Source organism: Micromonospora sp. NPDC051227, from assembly GCF_044455385.1.
Taxonomy (GTDB): Bacteria; Actinomycetota; Actinomycetes; order Mycobacteriales; family Micromonosporaceae; genus Micromonospora.
Map to the genome: position 1 here is coordinate 110362 of NZ_JBITET010000003.1, position 23289 is coordinate 133650.

17 protein-coding genes are annotated in these 23289 nt (G+C 71.5%); 12 read left to right on the forward strand and 5 right to left on the reverse strand.

The window, feature by feature from the left end; all coding sequences use genetic code 11:
• Positions 1–154 precede the first annotated feature (154 nt).
• The 6 genes from ACIA47_RS08495 (at position 155) to ACIA47_RS08520 (ending at position 5421) form a co-directional block, all read left to right on the forward strand.
• Positions 155–628, forward strand: a complete 474-nt coding sequence (locus tag ACIA47_RS08495; RefSeq protein ID WP_396706567.1) for a hypothetical protein — start codon at positions 155–157, stop codon at positions 626–628.
• Positions 625–894: a hypothetical protein gene (locus ACIA47_RS08500; protein WP_396706569.1), complete on the forward strand. Its 270-nt coding sequence runs from the start codon at positions 625–627 to the stop codon at positions 892–894. Before ACIA47_RS08495 ends, ACIA47_RS08500 begins: the two co-directional genes overlap by 4 nt.
• Entirely contained in the window at positions 894–2705 is a 1812-nt protein-coding gene (locus tag ACIA47_RS08505; protein WP_396706571.1) for a replication initiator, read from the forward strand. The genes ACIA47_RS08500 and ACIA47_RS08505 overlap by 1 nt, the downstream gene beginning before the upstream one ends.
• Positions 2706–2734: 29 nt before the next feature.
• A complete protein-coding gene (locus tag ACIA47_RS08510; RefSeq protein ID WP_396706573.1) occupies positions 2735–3007 on the forward strand; it encodes a helix-turn-helix domain-containing protein in 273 nt (90 codons plus the stop codon).
• The gene (locus ACIA47_RS08515) at positions 3007–4278 is read left to right on the forward strand and encodes a tyrosine-type recombinase/integrase (RefSeq protein WP_396706575.1); all 1272 of its coding nucleotides are present in this window, start codon (positions 3007–3009) and stop codon (positions 4276–4278) included. Before ACIA47_RS08510 ends, ACIA47_RS08515 begins: the two co-directional genes overlap by 1 nt.
• A 339-nt stretch (positions 4279–4617) precedes the next feature.
• A complete protein-coding gene (locus ACIA47_RS08520; protein ID WP_396706577.1) occupies positions 4618–5421 on the forward strand; it encodes an HAD family hydrolase in 804 nt (267 codons plus the stop codon).
• A 16-nt stretch (positions 5422–5437) separates the two neighbouring features.
• On the opposite strand, the gene ACIA47_RS08525 is transcribed toward ACIA47_RS08520, so the two are convergent.
• Positions 5438–6184 carry an oxidoreductase gene (locus tag ACIA47_RS08525; RefSeq protein WP_396706578.1) on the reverse strand — a complete coding sequence of 249 codons (747 nt, stop codon included), beginning with the start codon at positions 6182–6184 and terminating at the stop codon, positions 5438–5440.
• A gap of 440 nt (positions 6185–6624) precedes the next feature.
• On the opposite strand from ACIA47_RS08525, the gene acs reads away from it, so the two are divergent.
• From acs to ACIA47_RS08545, 4 genes are all read left to right on the forward strand, one after another.
• Positions 6625–8589, forward strand: a complete 1965-nt coding sequence (gene acs / locus ACIA47_RS08530) for an acetate--CoA ligase (RefSeq protein ID WP_396706580.1) — start codon at positions 6625–6627, stop codon at positions 8587–8589.
• A 267-nt stretch (positions 8590–8856) separates the two neighbouring features.
• Positions 8857–11652: an immune inhibitor A domain-containing protein gene (locus tag ACIA47_RS08535; RefSeq protein WP_396706582.1), complete on the forward strand. Its 2796-nt coding sequence runs from the start codon at positions 8857–8859 to the stop codon at positions 11650–11652.
• Between the two features lie 332 nt (positions 11653–11984).
• Positions 11985–14438, forward strand: coding sequence for an immune inhibitor A domain-containing protein (locus tag ACIA47_RS08540; RefSeq protein WP_396707330.1), 2454 nt, complete (start codon positions 11985–11987; stop codon positions 14436–14438).
• 211 nt (positions 14439–14649) lie between these two features.
• Complete coding sequence (locus ACIA47_RS08545; RefSeq protein WP_112638703.1) at positions 14650–15582, forward strand: alpha/beta fold hydrolase; 933 nt, start codon at positions 14650–14652, stop codon at positions 15580–15582.
• 4 nt (positions 15583–15586) lie between these two features.
• Here the strand turns inward: ACIA47_RS08545 and ACIA47_RS08550 are convergent, their stop codons facing one another.
• On the reverse strand, positions 15587–15952 hold the full coding sequence (locus ACIA47_RS08550) for a hypothetical protein (protein WP_030334177.1): 366 nt from the start codon (positions 15950–15952) through the stop codon (positions 15587–15589).
• Positions 15949–18825, reverse strand: a complete 2877-nt coding sequence (locus tag ACIA47_RS08555) for an SseB family protein (protein ID WP_396706585.1) — start codon at positions 18823–18825, stop codon at positions 15949–15951. Before ACIA47_RS08555 ends, ACIA47_RS08550 begins: the two co-directional genes overlap by 4 nt.
• 152 nt (positions 18826–18977) lie before the next feature.
• Here ACIA47_RS08555 and mycP point away from each other — a divergent pair, with 152 nt between their 5' ends.
• Positions 18978–20201 (forward strand): type VII secretion-associated serine protease mycosin, encoded by a 1224-nt coding sequence (gene mycP / locus ACIA47_RS08560; RefSeq protein ID WP_396706587.1) that lies wholly within the window; start codon positions 18978–18980, stop codon positions 20199–20201.
• 190 nt (positions 20202–20391) lie between these two features.
• Here mycP and ACIA47_RS08565 read toward each other — a convergent pair whose 3' ends face one another.
• Entirely contained in the window at positions 20392–20685 is a 294-nt protein-coding gene (locus tag ACIA47_RS08565; protein WP_112585712.1) for a WXG100 family type VII secretion target, read from the reverse strand.
• Positions 20686–20706: 21 nt separating this feature from the next.
• Positions 20707–21027, reverse strand: a complete 321-nt coding sequence (locus ACIA47_RS08570) for a WXG100 family type VII secretion target (RefSeq protein WP_091395516.1) — start codon at positions 21025–21027, stop codon at positions 20707–20709.
• A 291-nt stretch (positions 21028–21318) separates the two neighbouring features.
• Here ACIA47_RS08570 and eccE point away from each other — a divergent pair, with 291 nt between their 5' ends.
• Positions 21319–23280, forward strand: coding sequence for a type VII secretion protein EccE (gene eccE / locus ACIA47_RS08575; protein ID WP_396706590.1), 1962 nt, complete (start codon positions 21319–21321; stop codon positions 23278–23280).
• Positions 23281–23289 lie beyond the last annotated feature (9 nt).

Below are 23289 nucleotides of genomic sequence, written 5' to 3' on the forward strand. Positions count from 1 at the left end.
ACCCACGTCCACGACTGGACCATGGCCAACAGCCCTACCAACACCCCGGGATGGTTCGGCTGGGCCAACGCCGTCATCTCCGAACTCGTCCCCCATCGCAGCCCTACTCACCATCCGCCGACGCCGCCGCACCGGCGCACCCATCGGCTACCCGATGGTCCTACTCATCGCCGCCGCCGGCCTCTCCCTCGCCGCGCAACTCGCCGTTGCCAAGCCCGGCCCGTCCGGGTGGCTCCTCTCGGCGGTTCCCGCGCTGGCGTTCATGGCCCTGGTAAAACTCGTCCTCGCCCCCGCACCCACCACGCAACCCATGGCACCGGCGTCTGAGCCGATGGAGCCGATCCGCGTTCAGGTGGCCGAGCAGGTCACCACCGAGCCGGCACCGCCGGCCGCCATCAGCCCGGCACCCGAGCCAACCCCGGCCGTCGCGCCGGGACCCGTCACCGCACCGGCCACCGAGCCGGTCGACGTCCCCGCCCACCTGCTGCCCACCGCCCGCTTCGCGGCCGTGCAGCACGAACAAGCCACCGGTCAACCCATCACACCCGCCGAGCTGGCCGACCGCCTCGACGTCAGCACGGTCATCGCCGGGCAACTCCTCACCACCATCGGCGGTGGTGTCCGATGACCATCGTTTTGGTCGACATCGAGCAGGTCACCCACACCTGCCCCGCCTTCCCCGACGCGCACCCGTTCGACATCCGCCGGACCCTGGTCGACGTCATCCCCGGCGGTCCCTGCCGGGCACCGGTCACCATCCGCTGCGGCGACACCACCGCCCTGATCCCGTGCCGTCGGCACGAACCGGTCAAGCGCCAGTGCGGCGCCTGCCGGGTCATCGTCACCGAACACACCATCACCACCCGCCACCTCACCACTGAGGTTCGCGGCTGATGGCCTCGACGCTGGACCTCACACCCCGGACCACCACGGCCCGGGGTGTGGGCTCGAACGCCGACACCATCCCCGTGCACGACTACACCGCCACTGGTTCCGCCTTCACCCGCGCCACCCAACCCGACTACTTCGGATGGCTGGAACACGTCCGCGCCGCCGCCGGCTGCACCCGACCCATACGCCTCGCCGGCCAACTCCTCACCGTCGAACAGTCCACCGGCCGCGTCCTCGACCAGCGGCACACCGACGCCATGCCCGACGCCGCGATCTACACCGCCTGCGGCAACCGCCGCGCCACCGTCTGCCCCGCCTGCGCCCACACCTACCAACGCGACGCCTACCAACTCCTCCGCGCCGGCCTCATCGGCGGCAAGGGCGTCCCCGACACCGTCGCCCAACACCCGGCCGTGTTCGCCACCTTCACCGCGCCGTCGTTCGGCACCGTGCACACCCGGGCGGTCAAGCGGCATACCTGCGGCAACCGGAAGCGTTGCGACTGCCGGGCTGAGCCGTGTCACGCCCGCCGCGCCACCGACCCCACCGCCGGCCTCTGCCCCCACGGCCGACCGGCCGTCTGCTGGGCGCGCCACGAAACCGGGGACCAAGTGCTCGGACAGCCGTTGTGCCTGGACTGCTACGACCACACCCATCAAGTCGTGTGGAACCTGTTCTCCGGCGAGTTGTGGCACCGCACCAAGCAAGCCGCGGAACGATGGCTCGCCAAACTCGCCCGCCGCCGGGGTATTCCCCGTGTCCAGGTCGTCACCGCCTCCGGCAACATCCGCACAGTCCCACCGGTTCGGCTCTCGCACGGGAAGGTGGCCGAGTTCCAGGCACGCGGAGCGGTGCACTTCCACGCCCTGGTGCGCCTCGACGGCGTCCACCCCGACGACCCCACCGCCGTCATCCCACCACCGGCCACCTTCACCGTGGCCGACCTCGACGACGCGATCCGCGCCGCCGTCGAGCAAGTCGCCTTCACCACCCCCACCCACCCCGACCAACCCGCCGGCTGGCCGATCGCGTGGGGTGACCCGGGCAAGGGCCTCGACATCCGACCCATCAGCCTCACCGGAGACGGTGAGGTCACCGACAGCATGGTCGCCGGCTACCTTGCCAAGTACGCCACCAAAAGCACCGAGGTAACCGGGCACCGCTCCGTCAGGCTCGACGCCGACTCGATCGGCGACTATGCCGACCCCGACGGCGACCACACCGCCCGCCTCATCGACGCCTGTTGGCATATAGGCCGACCCACCGGAACGCCCGTTCCGCTGTCTCAGCGGCCCCGGGACCACCGGCCTGCGCCCGGCTTCGTGAAGCGCTGGGAGTGCCCCGACTGCGGCACCCACACCCGATACGCCGCCTGCCCCGTCTGCATCGCCCACCGTCAAGCCAGCCTTGACACCCAACCGGCGAAACCAGCGACCGGCAACCCCTACGCCCGGCTGCGGCGCTGGGCGCACATGCTCGGCTTCGGCGGCCACTTCCTCACCAAAGCCCGCCGCTACTCCGTCACCTTCCAACTCCTGCGCGACACCCGCGTCACCTTCCGACGCCACGAGCACGAGCACCAGGCCGACGAGCAGCCCGACACCCTCCGCGCCGTCGACCACCTCGACGAGGACGACACGACGCTCATCGTCGGCACCCTCACCTTCGCCGGCGTCGGCTGGCACACCACCGGAGACGCCCTCCTCGCCAACACCGCCGCCGCCCTCGCCCGCGAACGACGAACAACCGGCCGCGAAGAACTCGCCCACGAACTCGGCACCACCCCGGCCGGCACCGTGTCGGCCGCTGCCTGACCCACACAGACCTGAGGAGGTCACCCGTCATGAGCACCACCGCCCGACCCAGCCCGGTTGTTCGGCTCGTCCCTCGTACTGGGGCGTTCGTCGTCGAGCCGGTCACCTACACCGTCCGGGAAGTCGCCAAGCTGCTGGGCATCTCGCTCGGGAGCACCTACGCCCTCGTCCGGGACGGAACGATCCCCGCGACCCGCCTCGGTGGTCGCTGGCTCATCCCACGCACCCGGTTCCACGCATGGCTCGACGGCGTCACCGAGCAACCCGCCGCCACCGGTACCGAGCACGGGCGGAGGCACTGATGGGCTTCGTCCGCAAGACCCCGGCTGGCACCTTCCGCGCCTGCTGGCGTGACCCTGCCGGTGACCAGAAGTCCAGGAGCTTCCGCACGAAGCGGGAGGCCAATGCCTTCCTGACGGAGGTCGAGAGCGGCCTGAACCGGGGCACCTACGTCAACCCACACGCCGGTCGTACGCGCTTCGGTGACTTCGCCCAGCAGTGGCTCGCCAACCGGGCCGTCGAGGCGCGTACCAGCGAGCGAACCGTCTCCATGCTCCGCACGCACGTTCTGCCGAAGTGGGGTGACTGGCCGCTCGGAAAGGTCGACTTCATGTCGGTACAGGAGTGGGTGACCGGCCTCGGTCGGGATCTCGCCCCCGCCACCGTGGCCAAGTACTACCAACTGCTGTCGATGATCCTCAAGACGGCGGTTCAGGCACGGCTGATCGCCACCAACCCGGCCGAAGAGGTGAAGCTGCCGCGCGATCGATCCCGCGATGTCAGGCCGGTCACGATCAGCCGGGAGGACTTCCGACGCCGGCTGCTGCCCGCCGTCCCGCCTCGGCATCGGGCAATCGTCTCCACCGCCGCCGGGGCCGGTCTGCGCTGGGGTGAGTGCGCCGGGCTGACGTGGTCGTCGGTCGACCTCGGCCGGGCATCGCTACGCGTGGTCCAGGTGGCCGAGGAAACGCACGGCGGGATCGTGCTGCGTCCGTACCCGAAAAGTCGCGCCGGGGTCCGAACCGTGCCGCTGCCCGGCTTCCTCCTGGCCGCGCTCCGCGAGCTGCACGCCGCCGCCGGCGACCCGGACCCGCGCACCCTGGTCTTCCGCGACCGGGTAGGGCGCCCGCTACGCCGGTCGAACTTCCGCCGCCGGATCTGGCTGCCCTCGCTGGTCCGCGCCGGGCTGCTCGGCCAGGTTGCCAACACCGGCCCACACCGGTTCCGCGCTACGTGGCCCGATCGGGAGGGCATCGAGTGGTCGGCCGAGTTCACCACTGAACGGGAGGCTGTCGCCTGCGTCGCGGCCAAGGCTGCTGGCGGGATGCGTTTTCACGATCTGCGGCACGCCTACGCGACCTGGTTGGTCACCGACGGCGTCCCAATCAACCTGGTGCAGCGGGTCATGGGCCACGAGCAGGCGTCGACGACGCTCAACCGGTACACCCACACCCCGGACGATTACGCCGCCCGCGTCCTGGAGGCGTTCGATGGCTCTGCTGCCTCTCTGCTGCCTCTGGCCGCAGAAACGCCGTCCATGGACGGTCTGGACGGGCCGGAGGACGACTTGTGAGCTGCGGTGGAGCGTTTCCAGCAGAAAGGGACGACCCCCGTCGGGGGGAGACGGGGGTCGTCGGAGGTTCGGCTCCGGGGGGGTCGAGCCGAACCACTCAGCGGTCACGGGGGGTGCAACCGCTGAGGGTCTGCCTGTTTCGAGGATGTGAAAGCTCGTCGTACGGACAAGTCTGCCTGAGCGGGCCCGTCACGTCGAGTGGTGCTGCCTCCACTCACTGCGAAAATCTCCTCGCAGAGTGTGAGCGTGATCACGCGGAGCGGAGAGCCCGCAGGTCTGAGGGGTGGCATGACCCCGGGCACCCGCCGACGATAGACCATCCGGCTAGACTTTCGCGCCGTGGGCCGAAGTGCCGCTTTCTTCGATCTGGACAAGACCGTCATCGCCAAGTCGAGCGCCCTGGCGTTCGGTCGGCCGTTCTACCGGGATGGGCTGATCACCCGGCGTGACGTGGTCAAGTCGGCGTACGCGCAGCTGATGTTCCGGCTGGGCGGCACCGACGAGCAGACCATGGCCCGAACACGGGACTACCTGGCTGCGCTCTGCAAGGGCTGGCAGGTGGAGCAGGTCCGCCAGATCGTCGCGGAGACGCTGCACGAGCTGATCAACCCCTACGTGTACGCCGAGGCCGCCGCACTGATCGTGGAGCACCAGGCGGCCGGGCGGGACGTGGTGCTGGTGTCGGCGTCGGGTGAGGAGATGGTCCGGCCGATCGGTGAGCTGCTCGGGGTGACGGACGTGATCGCCACCCGGATGACGGTGCAGGACGGCCGGTACAGCGGCGAGGTCGAGTTCTACGCGGCTGGCCCGAGCAAGGTCGAGGCGGTCAGCGAGTTGGCCGCCGCCCGGGACTACGACCTGGCTGATTCGTACGCCTACTCCGACTCGTACAGCGATCGCCCGCTGCTGGAGTGCGTGGGCCACCCGAGCGTGGTCAACCCGGACCGGCAGCTACGCAAGCTGGCTTCGGAGAACGCCTGGCCGGTGCTGGAGTTCCGGCACCCGATCCCGCTGGGCCGGCGTCTGCGGGAACGGCCTGCGGTCCCGGTGGCCGCGGCGGCCCTGGGGGTCGGGGTGGGTGTGGCCATCGGCATCGCCTGGTACGGCCGGCACCGTCGCACCCGCGCCGCCACCACCGCCTGAACCCCCGTCCAACCGCTCAGGCGGCGGCGAGGATCTCGTCTCCGATGGCGGTGAGTTGGTCGGCGCCGACCTCGACGGCGGCCATGTAGTGGCGTAGCCAGGAGCGCAAACCGTCCGGGGTGCCGGTGGCGAAGGCACCGGCCGCGCCGACGTACTCGGGCTCCCGCTCGCGGTGCCCCACGTCGACGGGGAGCAGGCCACGTGGGTCGAGGCCACTGGCGAGCAGCACCAGCCGGGCGGCCCCACGGGCCACCACGCCGGACGGCCCGGCGAACGGGCGCAGGTTCAGCAACTCCCCGTGTACGACAGCGGCGAGCACCAGCGGGGAGACCTTCGTGCCACCGGCGACGAGGCCGGCCAGCCCGTCCAGCCGGGTGGCGACCACCGGGTCGCCGACCGGGCGGCCCAGTTCGGCCTCCGACACCAGGTCACGGGCGGCGAGCACGTGCAGTTTCGCGAGCGCCTGGCGGGGCGCCTTCGGCCACAGTTCGCTCAGGCCCGGCAGCGCTCCGGCGACCCGCAGCGCCCCCTGGAGCACCGGGTCGGTGACGGTGCCGGCCCGGACCGCCTCACGCTCGTGCCCGGCCCCCTCAAGGGCCGCACTGGCCACCGCGGAGCGGAGGCTGACCTCGGCGGCGACCTGTCCGCCGTGCCGGCGCAGCGCCCGGTGCCCGAGCGCCTGGTCGAACCGCGCGCGGGCCTGCTCGACGGCGGCGGCGATGTCGGCGAGCGCAAGCAACGGGGCGAGCGGGTCGGTGGTCACCCCGCCACGCTAACGACCCGGCCCGGCGCGGCGGGCCGCACCCGCCCGCAACGCGACCCGGACCACCCGACCCGACCCGGCACGGGCACCGGCACCGGCACCGGCACCGGCACCGGCACCGGCACCGGCAAGGTCAACACGGGTTTCTGGAAGTCGGGGTGTCCGCCTGACCTGGACCCCGCGACTTCATGAAACCCGTGTCGATCAAGGCGCCCCCGCGCGGCGACCCCGGGCGGAGACTGGCGGGGCCGGGCGCCGATCAAGGCACCCCCGCGCGTCGACCCCGGCGGAGACTGGCGGGGCCGGGCGGTGTTGGGCCGCCGGGCGCGCGGCGGGGGCCACTCGGCGCGACGCAGCGGGCAGCCGTGGCCGGTCGCAGGCCCCGCGACTACCCTCGTGCCATCGAGACCCAGGTCACCCCGAGGATGAGGAGTCACGGCATGAGCGAGGCATTGGCCAATCTGCTGAACGAGACGCGCCAGTTCCCCCCGCCGGCCGAACTCGCCGCGCACGCCAACGTCACCATCGACGCGTACGCCGAGGCGGAGGCCGACCGGCTGGCCTTCTGGGCGAAGCAGGCCGATCGGCTGGCCTGGTCGAAGAAGTGGGATGAGGTGCTCGACTGGTCGAACCCGCCGTTCGCTAAGTGGTTCGTGGGTGGGCAGCTCAACGTCGCGTACAACTGCCTGGACCGGCACGTCGAGGCGGGCCGGGGCGACAAGGTGGCGATCCACTGGGAGGGCGAGCCGGGCGACACCCGCACCATCACGTACGCGGACCTGCACGAGCTGACCTGCCGGGCGGCGAACGCGCTCACCGACCTGGGGGTGACCGCCGGCGACCGGGTGGCGATCTACCTGCCGATGATCCCGGAGGCGGCGGTGGCCATTTTGGCGTGCGCCCGGATCGGCGCCGCGCACAGTGTGGTCTTCGGTGGCTTCTCCGCCGACTCGTTGAGCAACCGGATCCAGGACGCCAGCGCCAAGGTGGTGATCACCGCGGATGGTGGTTACCGGCGGGGCAAGCCGTCGGCGTTGAAGCCCACTGTGGACGAGGCGGTGGCGAACTCCCCGTCGGTGGAGCACGTGCTCGTGGTCCGCCGCACCGGCGAGGACGTGGCGTGGTCGGAGAAGGACCACTGGTGGCACGAGACGGTGGAGACCGCGTCCGCCGAGCACACCGCGCAGCCGTTCGACGCCGAGCACCCGCTGTTCATCCTCTACACCAGCGGCACCACGGCCCGCCCGAAGGGCATCCTGCACACCACCGGCGGCTACCTCACCCAGGCGTCGTACACGACGCACGCGGTGTTCGACCTGAAGCCGGAGACGGACGTCTACTGGTGCACTGCCGACATCGGCTGGGTCACCGGGCACTCCTACATCGTGTACGGCCCGCTCTCCAACGGCGCCACCCAGGTGATGTACGAGGGCACGCCGGACACGCCGCACAAGGGCCGGTTCTGGGAGATCGTCGACAGGTACGGGGTGAGCATCCTGTACACCGCTCCCACCCTGATCCGGACGATGATGAAGTGGGGCGACGACATCCCGGCGGGCTTCGACCTGTCCTCGCTGCGCCTGTTGGGCAGCGTCGGCGAGCCGATCAACCCGGAGGCCTGGATGTGGTACCGGCAGCACATCGGCCGGGGCGAGCTGCCGGTGGTGGACACCTGGTGGCAGACCGAGACGGGCGCCATCATGATCTCGCCGTTGCCGGGGGTGACGGCGGCCAAGCCGGGTTCGGCGATGACGCCGCTGCCGGGCATCGTGGCAGACGTGGTTGACGACCAGGGCCAGTCGGTTCCGAACGGTGGCGGCGGCTACCTGGTGCTGCGCGAGCCGTGGCCGTCGATGCTGCGCACCATCTGGGGTGACGACGACCGGTTCATCGACACGTACTGGTCGCGTTTCCAGGGCATGTACTTCGCCGGCGACGGTGCGAAGAAGGACGACGACGGGCACATCTGGCTGCTCGGCCGGGTGGACGACGTGATGCTGGTGTCCGGGCACAACATCTCGACGACCGAGGTGGAGTCGGCGTTGGTGTCGCACCCGTCGGTGGCCGAGGCGGCGGTCGTCGGCGCGACCGACCCGACCACCGGTCAGGCGATCGTCGCGTTCGCCATTCCGCGGGGCAGCACGGACATCGCCGGTGACGCGGGCGAGCAGCTCATCGCCGACCTGCGCAACCACGTGTCGAAGACGCTCGGCCCGATCGCCAAGCCGCGGCAGATCATGCTGGTGCCGGAGCTGCCGAAGACCCGCTCCGGCAAGATCATGCGCCGGTTGCTGCGGGACGTGGCGGAGAACCGGTCGCTGGGCGACGTGACCACGTTGCAGGACTCCTCGGTGATGGACCTGATCTCCTCGGGGATGAGCGGTACGAAGTCCGACGAGGACTGACGGTAGGCGTACTCATCGGAGGGTGGCGGTCCGTGCGGACCGCCACCCTCCGTCATGTCTTACGGGTACGGGTCGTGCCGCCTCGGCACTGTCACATCGGTCGGTCGGGGGAGTCGGGAGAAGCTGAACGGGCACAGGCACAGGCCACCTCTGTCCTTTCGGCCGGTTGTGCTCTAGGTTCACGCAGGTTGGAAGAGTTCGACATGCATCACATCGATGGTCGGCCAATCCAACGTCCTCCTCCCCATGCCCGAGAAACGGAGCGGCATGAACCACAAACCGCAGTCCAGGGCGCGGCGACGACTACTCGTCGCACTGCCCGCCATCGCCCTCGCGGCCACGTCACTGACCGTGAGTGGCAGTGCGGCGGCCCAGTCGCCGTCCGGCACCCCCCAGGCGGTGATCGGCGCCGACGAGCACTACATCAACTACGCCGAGCCCGAGGTGCAGCCGGACACCACCGGCCGTGAGGTGAAGGGCAAGGGTGGCATCTACACCCCTGCCGCGGAGTCCGCGCGCGCGTTCGACCGCAAGCACGCCCGGGGCAATCCGGTGACCGCACGGCAGCTGGCCAAGGACGAGGCCAAGTCGCTGAAGACGGGTCAGAACCCCCGCAAGTTCAAGAAGGCCCCGACCACCCAGACGGCGAAGCTGCTGACGCTGCTGGTGGAGTTCAACGACAAGGCCAACGACGACTTCACCGGTGTGATGGTCCCCAAGACGGTGTTCGAGGACCGCACCTGCGTCCCCGGCACGGTCCAGAACGGCCCGAAGCACAACAAGATCCCAGACCCGGCGCGCCTGCCCCACGAGGACAACAACTCGATGTGGGTGCCGGACTTCTCGCCGCAGCACTACAACAAGATGCTCTACAGCAAGAAGGGCATCACCGAGCGGGTCCGCACGGACCTGAAGGGCCCGGACGGCAAGAAGGGCATCGACCTGTCCGGTCGCACCATGCACAACATGTACCTGGAGATGTCCAAGAACGCGTACACGGTGGACGGGCAGGCCAGCCCGTGGATCACCGTGCCGCACTCGGAGGGCTGGTACGCGGCCAACCGCTGCTTCCAGGACGAAACCGGCGCGTGGGTTCCCGGCCGTGAGCAGTCGATGAACGGCCACCCGGACAACCCGGCCGGCGCGGGCCGCCTGGCGACCGACGCGATCGACGCGCTCGTCGCGAAGGACCCGAACTTCCCGTGGGCCGACTACGACATCGAGGACCAGGCCGACCGCGACGGTGACGGCAACGTCTTCGAGCCGGACGGCGTGATCGACCACCTCGTGCTGGTGCACGCCGGCCAGGGCAAGTCCCGCGGCGGCGGCGCCGAGGGCGTGTACGCCGTGTGGGCGCACTCCTCCACTGTCGCCGGTGGTTACACCATCCCGGGCACCAACCTGAAGGCGTCGAACTACATCGTGCAGCCGGAGGACGCCGGCGTCGGCGTCTTCGCCCACGAGTTCGGCCACGACCTGGGTCTGCCGGACCTCTACGACACGTCCGGCAACGCCGACTCCGACGTGGACTTCTGGGACCTGATGGCCTCGGGCTCGCACTCGGGTGAGATCTTCCAGGCGCTGCCGACGCACATGGGCATCTGGGACAAGTGGGTGCTCGGTTGGGCCGACCCGCTGACCATCCGCCCCGGGTCGAACCCGCGCGAGGTGAAGCTCGGCCAGACCTCACGCACCCCGATCGACTCCGAGGACGGCATCAAGGTCGACCTGCCGGACAAGGTGACGACGCTGGCCACCCCGCACAGCGGCACCAAGATGTGGCACAGCAACAACGACCAGGAGTGGGCCGACGTCAAGCTGAGCCGCTCGGTCGACGTGCCGGCGGCGGCCGACTCGAAGTTCTGGATGTGGAACAACTACATCATCGAGGAGGACTGGGACTACGGCTTCGTCGAGCTCTCCACCGACGGCGGTACGACCTGGACCGAGCAGAAGGTGTACGACGAGGGCGGCACGGTGGTCACCACGCCGGACGGCTACCCGGACCCGAACGGCCGCATGAACGACTTCGGCGGCAAGAAGTACGGCCTGACCGGCAGCACCGACGGCTGGCGGCACGACTACGTCGACCTGTCGGTGTACGCCGGCACGACGGTCCAGGTGCGGCTGCGCCTGGCCACCGACGAGGCGTTCGAGGAGCGCAACTGGTTCGTCGACGACTTCTCGGTCACCGGCGGCGGCGCCACCACCTGGAGTGACGACGTCGAGGGCGGCGCCAACGGCTGGACGGCCACCGGCGGCACGTTCGTCGACACCACCGGTGAGGGCTGGAAGGTCTCCAGCGGCACCGAGGTGCACGCCCAGTACTACCTCGCGGAGTGGCGCAACTTCGACGGCTTCGACAAGGGCCTGAAGTACGCCTACGACACCATCTACTCGCACGAGGCGTGGAAGGTCGACCGGATCTCCTACAACGCTCCGGGCATGCTGGTCTGGTACCGGGACACCGCGCTCGGCGACGTCAACCACGTCACCGGGCAGATGACCGCGCTGCCCAGCTACGGCGCGAAGGGCGGGTTGCTCATCGTCGACTCGCACTTCGACCCGTTGCGGCGCACCGGTGAGGCGGCCGTGAAGGACCCGTCGGTGACGGACAACCTGCCCAGCCGTCCGCAGTCGTCGAACGCGGCCTTCACGTTGCAGCGGACGTACCCGTTCACCGAGTGCCTGGAGGCGGCGGACGAGCCGTACAGCGCGTACTGCACGAAGTTCAAGGGGCTCCCGCCGGTGAAGGCGTTCACCGACGCCAAGGGCTACTACCCGGGCATCGAGATGCGTGATGGCGCTGCCTACGCCCGGGACAACGACGCGTCGGTGGTCCTGCCGTCGCGCGACAACGCGCCGTACACCACCCGGGTCACCAACCCGGACGGCAGCCCGGCGCCGGAGTTCTACGGCGTGACCCTGGGCGGTGGCGCGATCGTGCTGGGCACCGGCAACCCCGGCGACCAGGGCGTGAACTACGGCGTCTCGCTGACGATCAAGAAGGCTGCCGGGGACAACTCGTCGGCCATGATCTACGTGACCCCGGCCAAGAAGTAACGGTTTCACGGATCGGGAACTGACGGTGGGGCCGGTGGCGGAGACGCTGCCGGCCCCACTGTCGTATGTGCGATCGGCTTGATCGAGAAATGTCGTTGTATACGTTGGCGCCCGGTGCCGCGCTGGTCAGCGCGGCTGATGAACCGGCGGGGTGTGACGGTGAAAAGCATTCCCAACAAAATCTTGCAACAAATCGACGCGTTCGTCTTCCCACCCGTCCCGCCAGTAACTATGTTCACCAATGGTCCCACTAGTGGGATCGATCTCCCACCGGCCCGTACCCCGTTGGGCCGGTTCCCTCAAACCGGAGGTACCACGTGCGCAAAGTCGCAGTGGGTCTGCTCGGGCTCTCACTGACGGCGACAGGCCTGGCTTTCGGCCCGTCCGCCTCGGCGGCGCCTCAGCCCAAACTGCCGGCCGCAGCACCGGCCGCTGCCGAACCACAGGCGCTGAAGGATGAACTCCCCGACAAGCTCGAGGAGAAGCGCCGCGCACTGCGTGAGCAGGGGCTCAGCGACGTGCTGAGCGGTCGGAGCAAGCCGATCGAGCGCAACGGAAGCACTGTCGTCAAGGTCGGCGAGGTCGCCAAGGCGGCCGGACTGGGCGCCAACGCCCGCACCACCGCTGGCGCAAAGCAGACCAAGGACCAGTACGTCGAGCTCAAGCGCGAGCGGACCGACAAGATCTTCGTGATCCTGGCCGAGTTCGGGGACGAGCGGCACCCGTCCTACCCGGACAAGGACATGAACCCGGACATCGCCGGACCGACGACGTTCGAGGGTCCGCTGCACAACAAGATCCCCGAGCCCAACCGGGCCGTGGACAACTCCACCATCTGGCAGCCGGACTTCAGCCCGGAGCACTTCCGCCAGCTCTACTTCGGCACCAACCCGGGCGACGAGTCGCTCAAGCAGTACTACGAGGCCCAGTCCTCGGGTCGCTACACCGTCGACGGTGAGGTGACCGACTGGGTCAAGGTCCGGTACAACGAGGCCCGCTACGGTCGCTCCGACGACCCGATCCCGGACCCGGAGCCCGGCCAGGAGCCGGACCCGCAGGATGACCGGGCCGTCTGCGCCGACAACGTCTGCCCGAACACCTGGAACCTGATCGCCGACGCCGCCAACCAGTGGGTCGCCGACCAGAAGGCCAAGGGTCGGACGGACGCCCAGATCGCCACCGAGATGAAGTCCTTCGACCAGTGGGACCGGTTCGACTTCGACGGCGACGGCGACTTCAACGAGTCGGACGGCTACATCGACCACTTCCAGATCGTCCACTCCGGCGGCGACCAGGCCGACGGTGACCCGCAGCAGGGTGAGGACGCGATCTGGAGCCACCGCTGGTCGGCGTTCAACAGCTCGCCCGTCGGCCCGCCGAACTTCCCGATCGGCGGCACCCAGATCGGCAACACCGGCGTCTGGATCCGCGACTACACGATCCAGCCGGAAAACGGCGGCCGCAGCGTCTTCTACCACGAGTACGGGCACGACCTGGGCCTGCCGGACGACTACGGACCGGCGGACAACAGCAACGAGCACTGGACCCTGATGGCCCAGAGCCGGCTCGGCGCCAAGAACGACGTCGGCATCGGCGACCGGGGCGGCGACCTCGGCGCGTGGAACAAGCTCCAGCTCGGTTGGCTCGACTACGAGGTGATCGTGGCGGGGCAGAAGCGCTCGCTGGAGCTGGGGCCGCAGGAGTACAACTCGGACAAGGCTCAGGCCGCCGTGGTCGTGCTCCCACAGCGGGAGTACACGTTCAACTACGGCGCGCCGTTCGAGGGCGCCAAGCAGTACTTCTCCGGCAATGAGGACGACCTCGACAGCAAGATGACGAGGACGTTCGACCTCACCGGCAAGTCCGCAGCGGCGATGTCGCTCAAGGGCAAGTACAGCATCGAGGCCGGCTACGACTACCTCTACTTCGAGGCGTCCACTGACGGCGGTAAGACCTGGATCGACCTGGACGGCACCGTCAACGGCACGCCGATCGGCGTCGACGGCGCGGGCCGTCCGGCCCTCGCCGGCACCAGCAAGGGCACCTGGGCCGACATCAACATCCCGCTGACCTCGGTCGCCGGCAAGGTGGCCCAGGTTCGCCTGCACTACGTCACCGACGGTGGCGTCTCCGAGGGCGGCTTCTTCGGTGACGCGATCACCGTGACCGCCGACGGTCAGACCGTGCTCAGCGACGGCGCCGAGACCGACGCCGGCTGGGCGTTGGAGAAGTTCCAGGTGGTCGGGGCGACCTACACCCGGCTGTTCGACAACTTCTACATCGCCGGCAACCGGTCGTACGTCTCGTACGACAAGTACCTGAAGACCGGCCCGTACTTCTTCGGCTACGCGAACACCCGCCCGGACTGGGTGGACCACTACGCGTACCAGGAGGGCCTGCTCATCTCGTACTGGAACACCCGCTTCTCGGACAACAACACCGCCCCGGCGTCGGAGTCCAACCCGGGTGGTCACCCGGGTGAGGGTCGCAACCTGTACATCGACGCGCACCCGCGCCCGATCTACAACCTCACCGGGGATCCGTGGCGGGCCCGCGTCCAGGTGTACGACGCACCGTTCAGCCTGAAGAAGGCCGACTCGTTCACCCTGCACCTCAACAGCCAGCCGCAGTACATCCGTGGCCAGGCCGCTGAGCCGCTGTTCGACGACACCAAGAAGTACTTCTACGAGGAGCTGCCGAACCACGGCGTCAAGCTCCCCGCTACCGGTGTCAAGATCAAGGTTCTGGAGCAGGACGGCACCTCGATGAAGATCCGGGTCAGCTGACCACTGATCCCGCACCAACCAGCGACGCCCGGGCAGGTCATCTGCCCGGGCGTCGCGCTTTGTGCGCCACCTCCCGGATGCCCCGGAACGGCTTTCTCCACTGACAGTCCACCCGGTGCCCCTGGTCCTGGTCCGGGGCAACCCGGGGCTTTCCCCTGTTCAAAGCGACCGCCAGGGTCGCCTGCGGCAACCGGGTCCTAGGCTGTCTGCCATGACCGACCAGCGCGGCGGGGCCGTCGACGAGTCCTGTGTCCTCACCGAGGGGCCGTGGACGCACCGTTTCGTCGGCGCCAACGGCAGCCGGTTCCACGTGGTCGAGGGCGGCACCGGGCCGATGGTGCTCTTCCTGCACGGCTTCCCAGAGCACTGGTGGGCCTGGCACCAGATGCTGCCGGCGATCGCCGACGCCGGCTTCCGGGCGGTCGCCGTCGACCTACGCGGCTACGGCGCCAGCGACAAACCACCCCGGGGGTACGACGGCTACACCCTCGCCGCCGACATCGCCGGACTGATCCGCGCGCTCGGCGAACGATCCGCGACGATCGTCGGCAGCGGACTCGGTGGCATGGTGGCCTGGACGGTGGCCTCGTTCCACCCGTCCCTGGTTCGCCGGCTCGTCGTGCTGGGGGCGCCGCACCCGCTGCGACTGCGCGCCGCCATCTTCGCCGACCCGCGCGGACAGTTCACCGCCTCCACCCCGGCGTTGAAGTTCCAGCTACCCCGCTACGAGCACGTCCTGACCCGTGATGGGGCTGCGGCCGTCGGCGAGATCATGCGCCGCTGGGGCGGCCCACAGTGGGTGGCCGGGCCGGACTTCGAGGCGTACGCCGAGCGGTGCCGGGAGGCGATGTGCATCCCGCAGGCCGCGTTCTGCGCGCTGGAGGGTTACCGCTGGGCGTTCCGCTCGCTGCTGCGACTGCACGGCTACCGGTTCGTCCGGCTGATGCAGAAGCCGCTGTCCACTCCGACCCTGCAACTGCACGGCGCCCTGGACACCGCCTCCCTGCCCCGCACCGCGCTGGGCTCCGGCCGGTACGTCGTAGCCCCGTACGAGTGGCGACTGCTGGACGGGGTGGGGCACTTCCCGCACCTGGAGGCACCGGAGCTGGTGCTCGGTGAAATCCTGCGGTGGGCGAAGACCTGACCGGTCAGACCCGCTGCTCCCGTAGGTCGGTGACCTCCGCGGCCGGCGCCCAACCCTGGTAGACGCCGAAGTCGAAGACCTCCAGCCGCATCGCCTCGGCCACCGGCCAACGACCGCCCGTGTACTCCACCCGCAGCCAGGCGTCGTGCTCGCCGAGCACGATGAACGGCTGCCCCTTCCAGGTGCAGGTGGTCCGCACGTACGCCAGATCCTCGATCTCGCTCGCCGGCAGCACCCGGACGTAGCGGCCCGCGCGGACCTCCTCGAAGCCCTCGCCCGGCTCGGGCTGGTAGAGGCGGATGTCGTCGCCGTCCGGGCTGGCCTGGTATTCCCGGCCCTGCCAACGGGCCACGTAGCCGTCGCGCATCACGCCTCCCCGACCCGTCGCCAGGTGACCGAGTCGGTGTCCAGCTCCGCGACCACCCGCTCGCTGCCGTCCGCGCCGATGCGCCAGAGTTGGGCGCCGTGCGGCAGCCGTGCGCTGTCCACCTTGAACTCCGCCACCACGTCGCTGCTCTCACCCGGGGCGAAGCCGTTGCCCCGGAACGGCGGACGTTCGATGACCCAGCCCTCCATGGCCCGCATCGCCGGCTCGTTCTGGCCGCCGTACGGGATGCGGTAGAGGCTCGGCCGGTGCGCCGGCCAGCGCAGCACGTAGATCTCCTCGGCGTCCGGGGCGAACGGCGAGCCGGGGTAGCTGAGGCCCAGCGCCTCGTGCAGCTGTGCCGGTGTGGTCAGGTGGGACAGCTCACCGGCCCGGTGCACGAACCCGGACACCCGGTCGTACCCACGATCCAGGTAGTACGCGAGCTGGCTGGGGGCGATCGCTTTCTGCATGACCGTCGGCCGGGTCGGGTCGACCGCCGCGGGGGCGTACCGGGGACGGGCGGCGGGTTCGGCCACGGCGGGCGCTTCCACCTGGTCCACTTCCAGGTCGTCACCGAGCCCCACCTCGGCGGCCCAGTTGGCCAACGCGACGATCTGCTCGCCGGGCAACTTGGCACCCACCGGCGTGCCCGGGTTGACGGCGAACGACCAGTCCTCGTCGGGCCAGCGCCGGATCAGTTGGGCGAACTTCACCCGGACCGTGTCGACGTCGCCCTCGGCATGGTCGGCGAGGCGCTCCGACGAGGTGTAGACCACCACGTACGTCTCGCCGTCGAGCTGCCCCGTCCGCCAGACGAAGCCGGGATCTCCCGGGCGGCTTCCCGGCACCGACTCCGGTGCCGCCGGCAGCAGCACCCGGGCCAGCAGCAGGGTGGACAGGAAGGTGTCGGTGCTGCCGGAGCCGGCGGCGCTGAGCAGGTCCTCCTCGACCGTGTTGGCCGGCTCGAACTCGACCGGCGGCGGCTCGTCGGCCGGCGGGTGCGCAACGTCGTCCGCGATCACGCTCGCGCCGCTGCCCTCGCCGCTGGCCTGGTCCGTACCGGCCGGCCCGGCCGACGAAACAGCACTGTCGGCGCGGTCGTCACGGAGCGGGGCGTCGACGCGGCCGTCGATTCGGGTGTCGCCCAGGCCACCGCCGGCAGCGCCGGCCTCTGTCGGAATCACGGCGTGCGGGGCGGACGGGCTCGCGGCGGGCTGACCGGGGCTGAACGACGCGGGCCCGGATGGGGTGGAACCGAAGGACGACGGACCGAACAGGTCCGGGTCGGAGGGCGTCGAGCCGAACGGTGGCGGGGCGGCCTCGGCGGGGCTGGGTGACGACGGACCGAACAGGCCCGGACCGGGGGGTGGCGAGCCGAACGGTGGCGGGGCGGCCTCGGCGGGGCTGGGCCGCCGGGGCGCGTCGACCGGCGCGCTGCTCTCGACCGGGTCGGTGAGGTCGCGGGACTCGATGATGGTGCCCTCGATGACGATGGGCGTGAAGCCGCGGCGCGGCGCGGGCGGCCCGGAGACCGGTTCCGCGACGGACACCGGCAGATCCTCCGCCGGGTCGAACCGGCCCGCCCGGTCCTGGGGAATCGCCTGCGTCTCCTCCGCCGATGGCCGCCCAGGCGCACCGGCCAGGGGAGGCTCACCGGTCATCCGGAACGCGCGGGTGGGCTCCTCGGCCAGCGGGTTGTGCCGGCGCGGCGGCAGCGGCTGGGTGATCTCCTCGCCGGATGATGGCGGCGCGTCCATCCGGCGGGACGCGCCGAGGCCGCCCTCCGGCCGTCGTATCGGCTGGGTGGCTGCCGGGTCCGCCGCCATCGGAAAGGCCCGCGTCGCGGTCTCGTCGGACGGCGCGTCGGCCGGGCGGCGGCGAGGGAAGGGCTGGCTGCCTCGCCCGAACCGGGTCGGCGGGGCCGCCCGCTCACCGGGGCGTCCCCCGCTCGCGGCCGGGTCGCGGGCCGGGCTGGGGTCGAAGAAGGAACGCCGAGGCGCGGCCTGGGGGCCACCGTTGCCGTTACCCGGGGCGGGGCCGTCGACGTCGCCCGGCCGGGTCGCTGCCGGCCAGCCCACGCCCGGCCCGGCCTGGTCGGTGGTGGGGCCGGCGGTAGCCAACGGGGTGAACCGGGACGGACGGCCGGTGCGGGGCAGCGCTCCGTTGCCCGGCGCGGGCCGGGGCGGCTCGGTCGGGTGCCGCTGACCGGCGGCGGGCAGGCCCTCCTCGCCCCCTCGGCGCGGCGGCTCGGCGGGGACGGGTGGCCGGGGCGCCGGACCCGGCACCGGCGGGGCACCCACCCGAGGGGCCGGGCTCCGCGCCGGCCTTCGGGGTGTGAGCGGAGCACTCTCGGGCCCGGAAGAGGCCGCCGCCGTCACCGGAGGCGATCCAGCGGCTGGCGCGGCGTCCCGCGGCGGCACGCCGGGCCGGGTGCGAGCCAACGTCTCGGCCCGCTCGAGACGAGCGCGGGCACCCATGGCGCGGCCGGGCAGTCGCACGTCGCCTCGGGACAGCTGCGACACGAACCAGGCCGGCAGGTAACCCTCGACCGGCAGGCCCGGATTGACGGCGAGCCACCACTCGTGGTTGGGCCAACTGGCCGCGAGATCGGCGAAGGGGATGCGTCGATTGCTGCCGGCGTGATCGCCGAGGCAGGCCCGCAGGGCGGCGGCGGAGGTGAAGGCCAGCACGTGGGTCCGGCCGCCGGTGGTCCAGGTGCCCCATCCGGCCGGTGGCTGGCCGGGCTGCGTCGGCGCGGAGACCGGCAGCAGCACATCGGTGCGGGACAGAAGCCGGAAGTAGAGCTCCTGGTCGTTGGCGCGCAGCGCATCGCGCATCGCCACCTCGGCCTCCGTGGCCGGCTCCCATGCGGTCACGGCCACCTCCCCTTCCGAGAACAGGCCACAGGTATCGCGTACAACCTACAAGGTGGTACCAAGATCACAATGGCTGGCCGCCGGCGGTCAGCCAGGGCGTGGAGGAGGGGATAACATCCCGTTCCGGAGCCGACACGATACGGAGGGTGTCGATGTCCCGATCGCTCACGCGCCCGGTCCTCGCAGGTCTGGCCGCCAGCCTGTTGACCGTACCGGCCCTTCCGACCGTCGCCGCCACCGCCGGGCTCCGGGCGGCACCGGCCTGCGCGACAGCACTCGCCCCCGTCCGGCCGGTCGCGGCCAAGCCCTGGCCACAGCAACGGTACGACCCGGCGCGGCTCGCGCCGCTGGCCACCGGCGCCGGGGTGACCGTCGCGGTGGTCGACTCCGGGGTGGACCGGGTGCACCCGCAGTTGGTTGGGCGGGTGCTGGCCGGTGCCGACCTGCTCGACCCCGGCGGGGACGGCGGTCGGGACTGCGCCGGGCACGGCACGGGTGTGGCGAGCATCATCGTCGCGGCACCCCGCCCCGACGTCGCCTTCCGCGGCCTGGCACCGGGTGCCCGAATCCTGCCGGTGCGGGTGAGTGAGCAGCAGGTGGTGCAGGGGCGGGAGTCGGGGCGTACGGTCAGCGCCGACGAGTTCGCCCGGGCCATCCGGTGGGCCGTCGACCATGACGCCGACGTGGTGAACCTGTCCGTGGTGCTGTACGCGGACGACCCGGAGGTTCGTTCGGCCGTGCGGTACGCGGTCGACCGGGACGTGGTGCTGGTGGCCGCCGCCGGCAACCTGCACGGCAGCGGGGACCCCCGACCGTTCCCCGCCGGCTACGACGGGGTGCTCGGCGTTGGCGCGATCGGGGCGGACGGCGGGCGGGCGACGTTCTCGCAGACCGGCCCGTACGTCGACCTCGTGGCCCCGGGCAGCGAGGTGCTTACCGCCGCACCCGGTGCCGGCCACCATCGGGTCGAAGGCACCAGTTACGCGGCGCCCTTCGTGGCCGCCACCGCCGCGTTGCTGCGGGAATACCGGCCGGAGCTGACCGCCGCCCAGGTGGCGGAGCGGATCATCGCCACCGCCGATCCAGCTCCGGGCGCGGGCCGGGGCGGCGCATACGGCGCTGGAGTGTTGAACCCCTACCGGGCGGTCACCGAGACCAGCGGCGGCCGTGCGGCCGGCGCGCGGCCGGTCGCCGCGCTCGGCGACGATCGGGCCGACCCGGCGCAGCTCGCCCACCAGGCCCGCCGGGCCGCCGCACGGGACCGAGCCCTGCTGGTCGGCGCGGTGGCCGGCATCACGGCGGTCACCGTGGCGCTGTTCGCCCTGGTGGTGCCCCGCGGCGCCCGCCGACGCTGGCGCCCGGCCGGCCCTGCCTGACCCAGCCCGCGCCCGCGCACGGCCCGAGCTTGCCCGCGCACGGCCTGAGCTTGCCCGCACACGGCCCGAGCCCGCCCGCACACGGCCCGAGCCCGCCCGCACACGGCCTGAGCCCGCACGACCCCGACCTCCGGCCGGCTGCGGGCGGAGCGCTGACCCGGACACGGTCAGCGCTCCCGGCCCACATCGCTCACTGGAACAGCCCGGTGTTCTTCTTCTCGGTGTCCAGGTAATCGGTGGCGGAGTCGTTCACCGCCAACCTGATGTCACGCAGCATCCCCTGCAGGTCCTGCGAGGCCGAACGCCACCGCGCCTGCCGCTGCTCGTAGGCCTGCCGCGCCTCGCCCGTCCAGCTCGCCACCAGCGGGGCGGCGTCGCGTTCGAGTTGGCCGAGTTGCGCGTCGAGGGTGTTCAACGCCTTCTGAATGTCAGCGCCGGCCTGCTGCAGCGCGGCGAAGTTGACGACCAGCACACCATGGTCCATCGGATTCCCTCCCCAGCGGGATCAGAGCGGCAACTGGATGCCGCCGCGGTTGGTGCCGGCCACCCGGCTGGCGACCTCGTCGTCGGACGCGTGGTACTGCCGACCGGCGGTGCGGATCGCACCGGCGGTCTCGCGCAGCGCGCGGTGCAGCGCCGCCTGGTCCTGTGACCACTGCTGCTTGACCTGCTCGAACGATCGGCCACCAGCGCCACGCCAGGCCTGCTGCAACACCTCCAGCTCGGCCAGCAGGCCGGTCAGCATGGACTGCAACGACTGGTCCACCTGCTCGAACTTCGCGGCAGTCTGCTGCATCACCGCTGCTTCTGCCTTGGTTTGGGACATCCGGACGTCACCTCGTCTCTCGGATCGCACCTGGGCTTCGACGCGCCCACCCCCGGGGCGACGCGTCGTCGCTTGGCCCGGTCGTCGAGCACTGAGACACGGGTCAGCGAAGGACTTCGTGGCTGACGGTAGCGACCTCGTAGCGGTTCTGCTACCCCACCAGCTTCCCCTGTGGACAACCGAGGTCGCCATCGGTCGCTTACGATGTGCCGCAGCCACGTCGCGGCGCGTGACGGGCCGCCGGAGGGCGGCCGGCCGCCCGACCCGGTCCCCACTGGTCGAGGAGGCACGGTGCCGGCGATCACCACCGGAGGGCCGCACCCGCCGACCCCGGTCGGGTCCGAGGCAGGTGCCTCCCCACGGGTGGGCGGGCCGGGCCGACCCACCGACCGCGGCCCGGGGTCGGTCGATCAGCGCAGCCCCCGTCGCCGTTCGCCGGTGGCCCGCTGGGTCGCCCTCGGCCATCGTGCGGCTGCCGCAACGCGAGCCGGCCAACTGGTCACCGCGCAGGTCGCGGCGGCGCTCGTGCTCGTCGCCCTCGGCCGGCCCGCACCGGTCGTCGCGGCGGCCGTACTGGTGGCCGTGCTGCTGGTGGCCGCCGCCTGGGTGCCGGTGCGGGGGCGGTGGCTGTTCGAGTGGCTGGGCACCGCCATCGGGCACCTCACCCGCCGGCGGGGGTTGACCGGGCCGGCCGACGCGGCCGAACTGCTCGACCTGGTCGCCCCGGGCACAGTGGTTCGCTCGACCGAGTTGACCGGCGGGCCGGCGGCCGTCCTGGAGGACACCACCGGCATGGTCGCGCTTCTGGAGCTCGGCGACCCCGGCGACCTGCTGGGCGACGTGTCCCAGGCGATCCCCGCCCCGGCCGCGTTGCTCCCCCCGACCGGGCCGGACCAGCCCCCGCTGCTGATCCAACTGCTGCTCGCCGGTGCGCCGGCGCCGGTGCCGAGCGCCGGTGGCACTGTCGGCACGTCGTACCGGCAGCTCACCGACGGGCGGCTCGCCGGGCGCGAGCGGGCGGTGGTGGCGGTCCGGGTGCTGCGGGTGAACGGTTGGTCCGAGGAGGACCTGCGCCTGGTACTCGCCGGCACGGTCCGCCGGATCGTCCGCCGGCTCGGGCCGTTGGCCGCGCGGCCGCTCGGGGTGCCAGCGGCGCTACGTGTCCTGGGCGAGCTGGCCCACCACCACGGCGAACCGGTCCGGGAGTCCTGGCCGGCGATCCGGTCCGGCGCTCTCGTCCAGGCCACCTTCCGTCTGCTCCACTGGCCCGACGCGGGCGCTGCGGCCGGACGCCGGCTGGTGCCCCGCCTGCTCGCGCTGCCGGCGACGGCCACGACCGTGTCGATCTGCTCAGGCCCGTCGCCGACGATGTCGACGTCGTCGGGTCCGCCGGCGGCCAGCGAAGTGCCGACCGAGCTGACCGTACGCCTGGCCGCCGCGACGGCGGCCGAGTTGACGGCGGCCACCGAGGCGCTGGTGCGCCTGGTGACCGACCTGGGCGGAAAGCTGCGACGGCTCGACGGCGCCCACCTGAGCGGGCTGGCCGCCACGCTGCCGTTGGCGCTGACGGCACCCGGGGCGCAGCCCCGCCCACCGGCGCCCGGAGCGCGACCCGGCCCGGTGGCGGACGACTGGGAGCTGCCCCTGGGCGACGCGGGAATGATGGTCGGCACCAACCGGCACGGCCGAGCCGTCACCGTGCGACTGTTCCGGCCGGAGAGCACCCGTGTGTTGCTGGTCGGCGGGGTGCGGGCAGCCCAACTGGTGGCCCTGCGCGCCCTGGCACTCGGCGCCCTGGTGGTGGTGCAGACCGCCAGGCCACGCGCCTGGGAACCGTTCATCCGAGGGGTTGGCGCGCCGGGCGGCACGATCCCGTTACTCCCTCCCGGTCGGCCGGTCGCCGACGGGGTGGGCACCGCGCTGCGTCCGTTGCTGCTGATCGTCGACGCCGGGCCGGTGGCGGCCGAGGCCGTGCCGGGCCCGCCGTGGCGGGCCACCGTGGTCGTACGCGATGAGCTGACCCCGGCCGATGTGGACGCGTTGAGCCGCGCCGACCTGGCGTTGCTCCAGCCACTGACCTCAGCCGAGGCCACCCTGGCCGGAGCCGCGCTGGGGCTGGGCGGCTCGGCCGAGTGGCTGACCCGGATCCGGGAGGACATGGTGGCCGTGGTCAACCGCCGGGCGCTGCGCTGGGCACTGCTCTCCCCCACTCCGATCGAGGCGCAACTGATCGGACCGCCGACGCGCGGCTGATCCACCGGG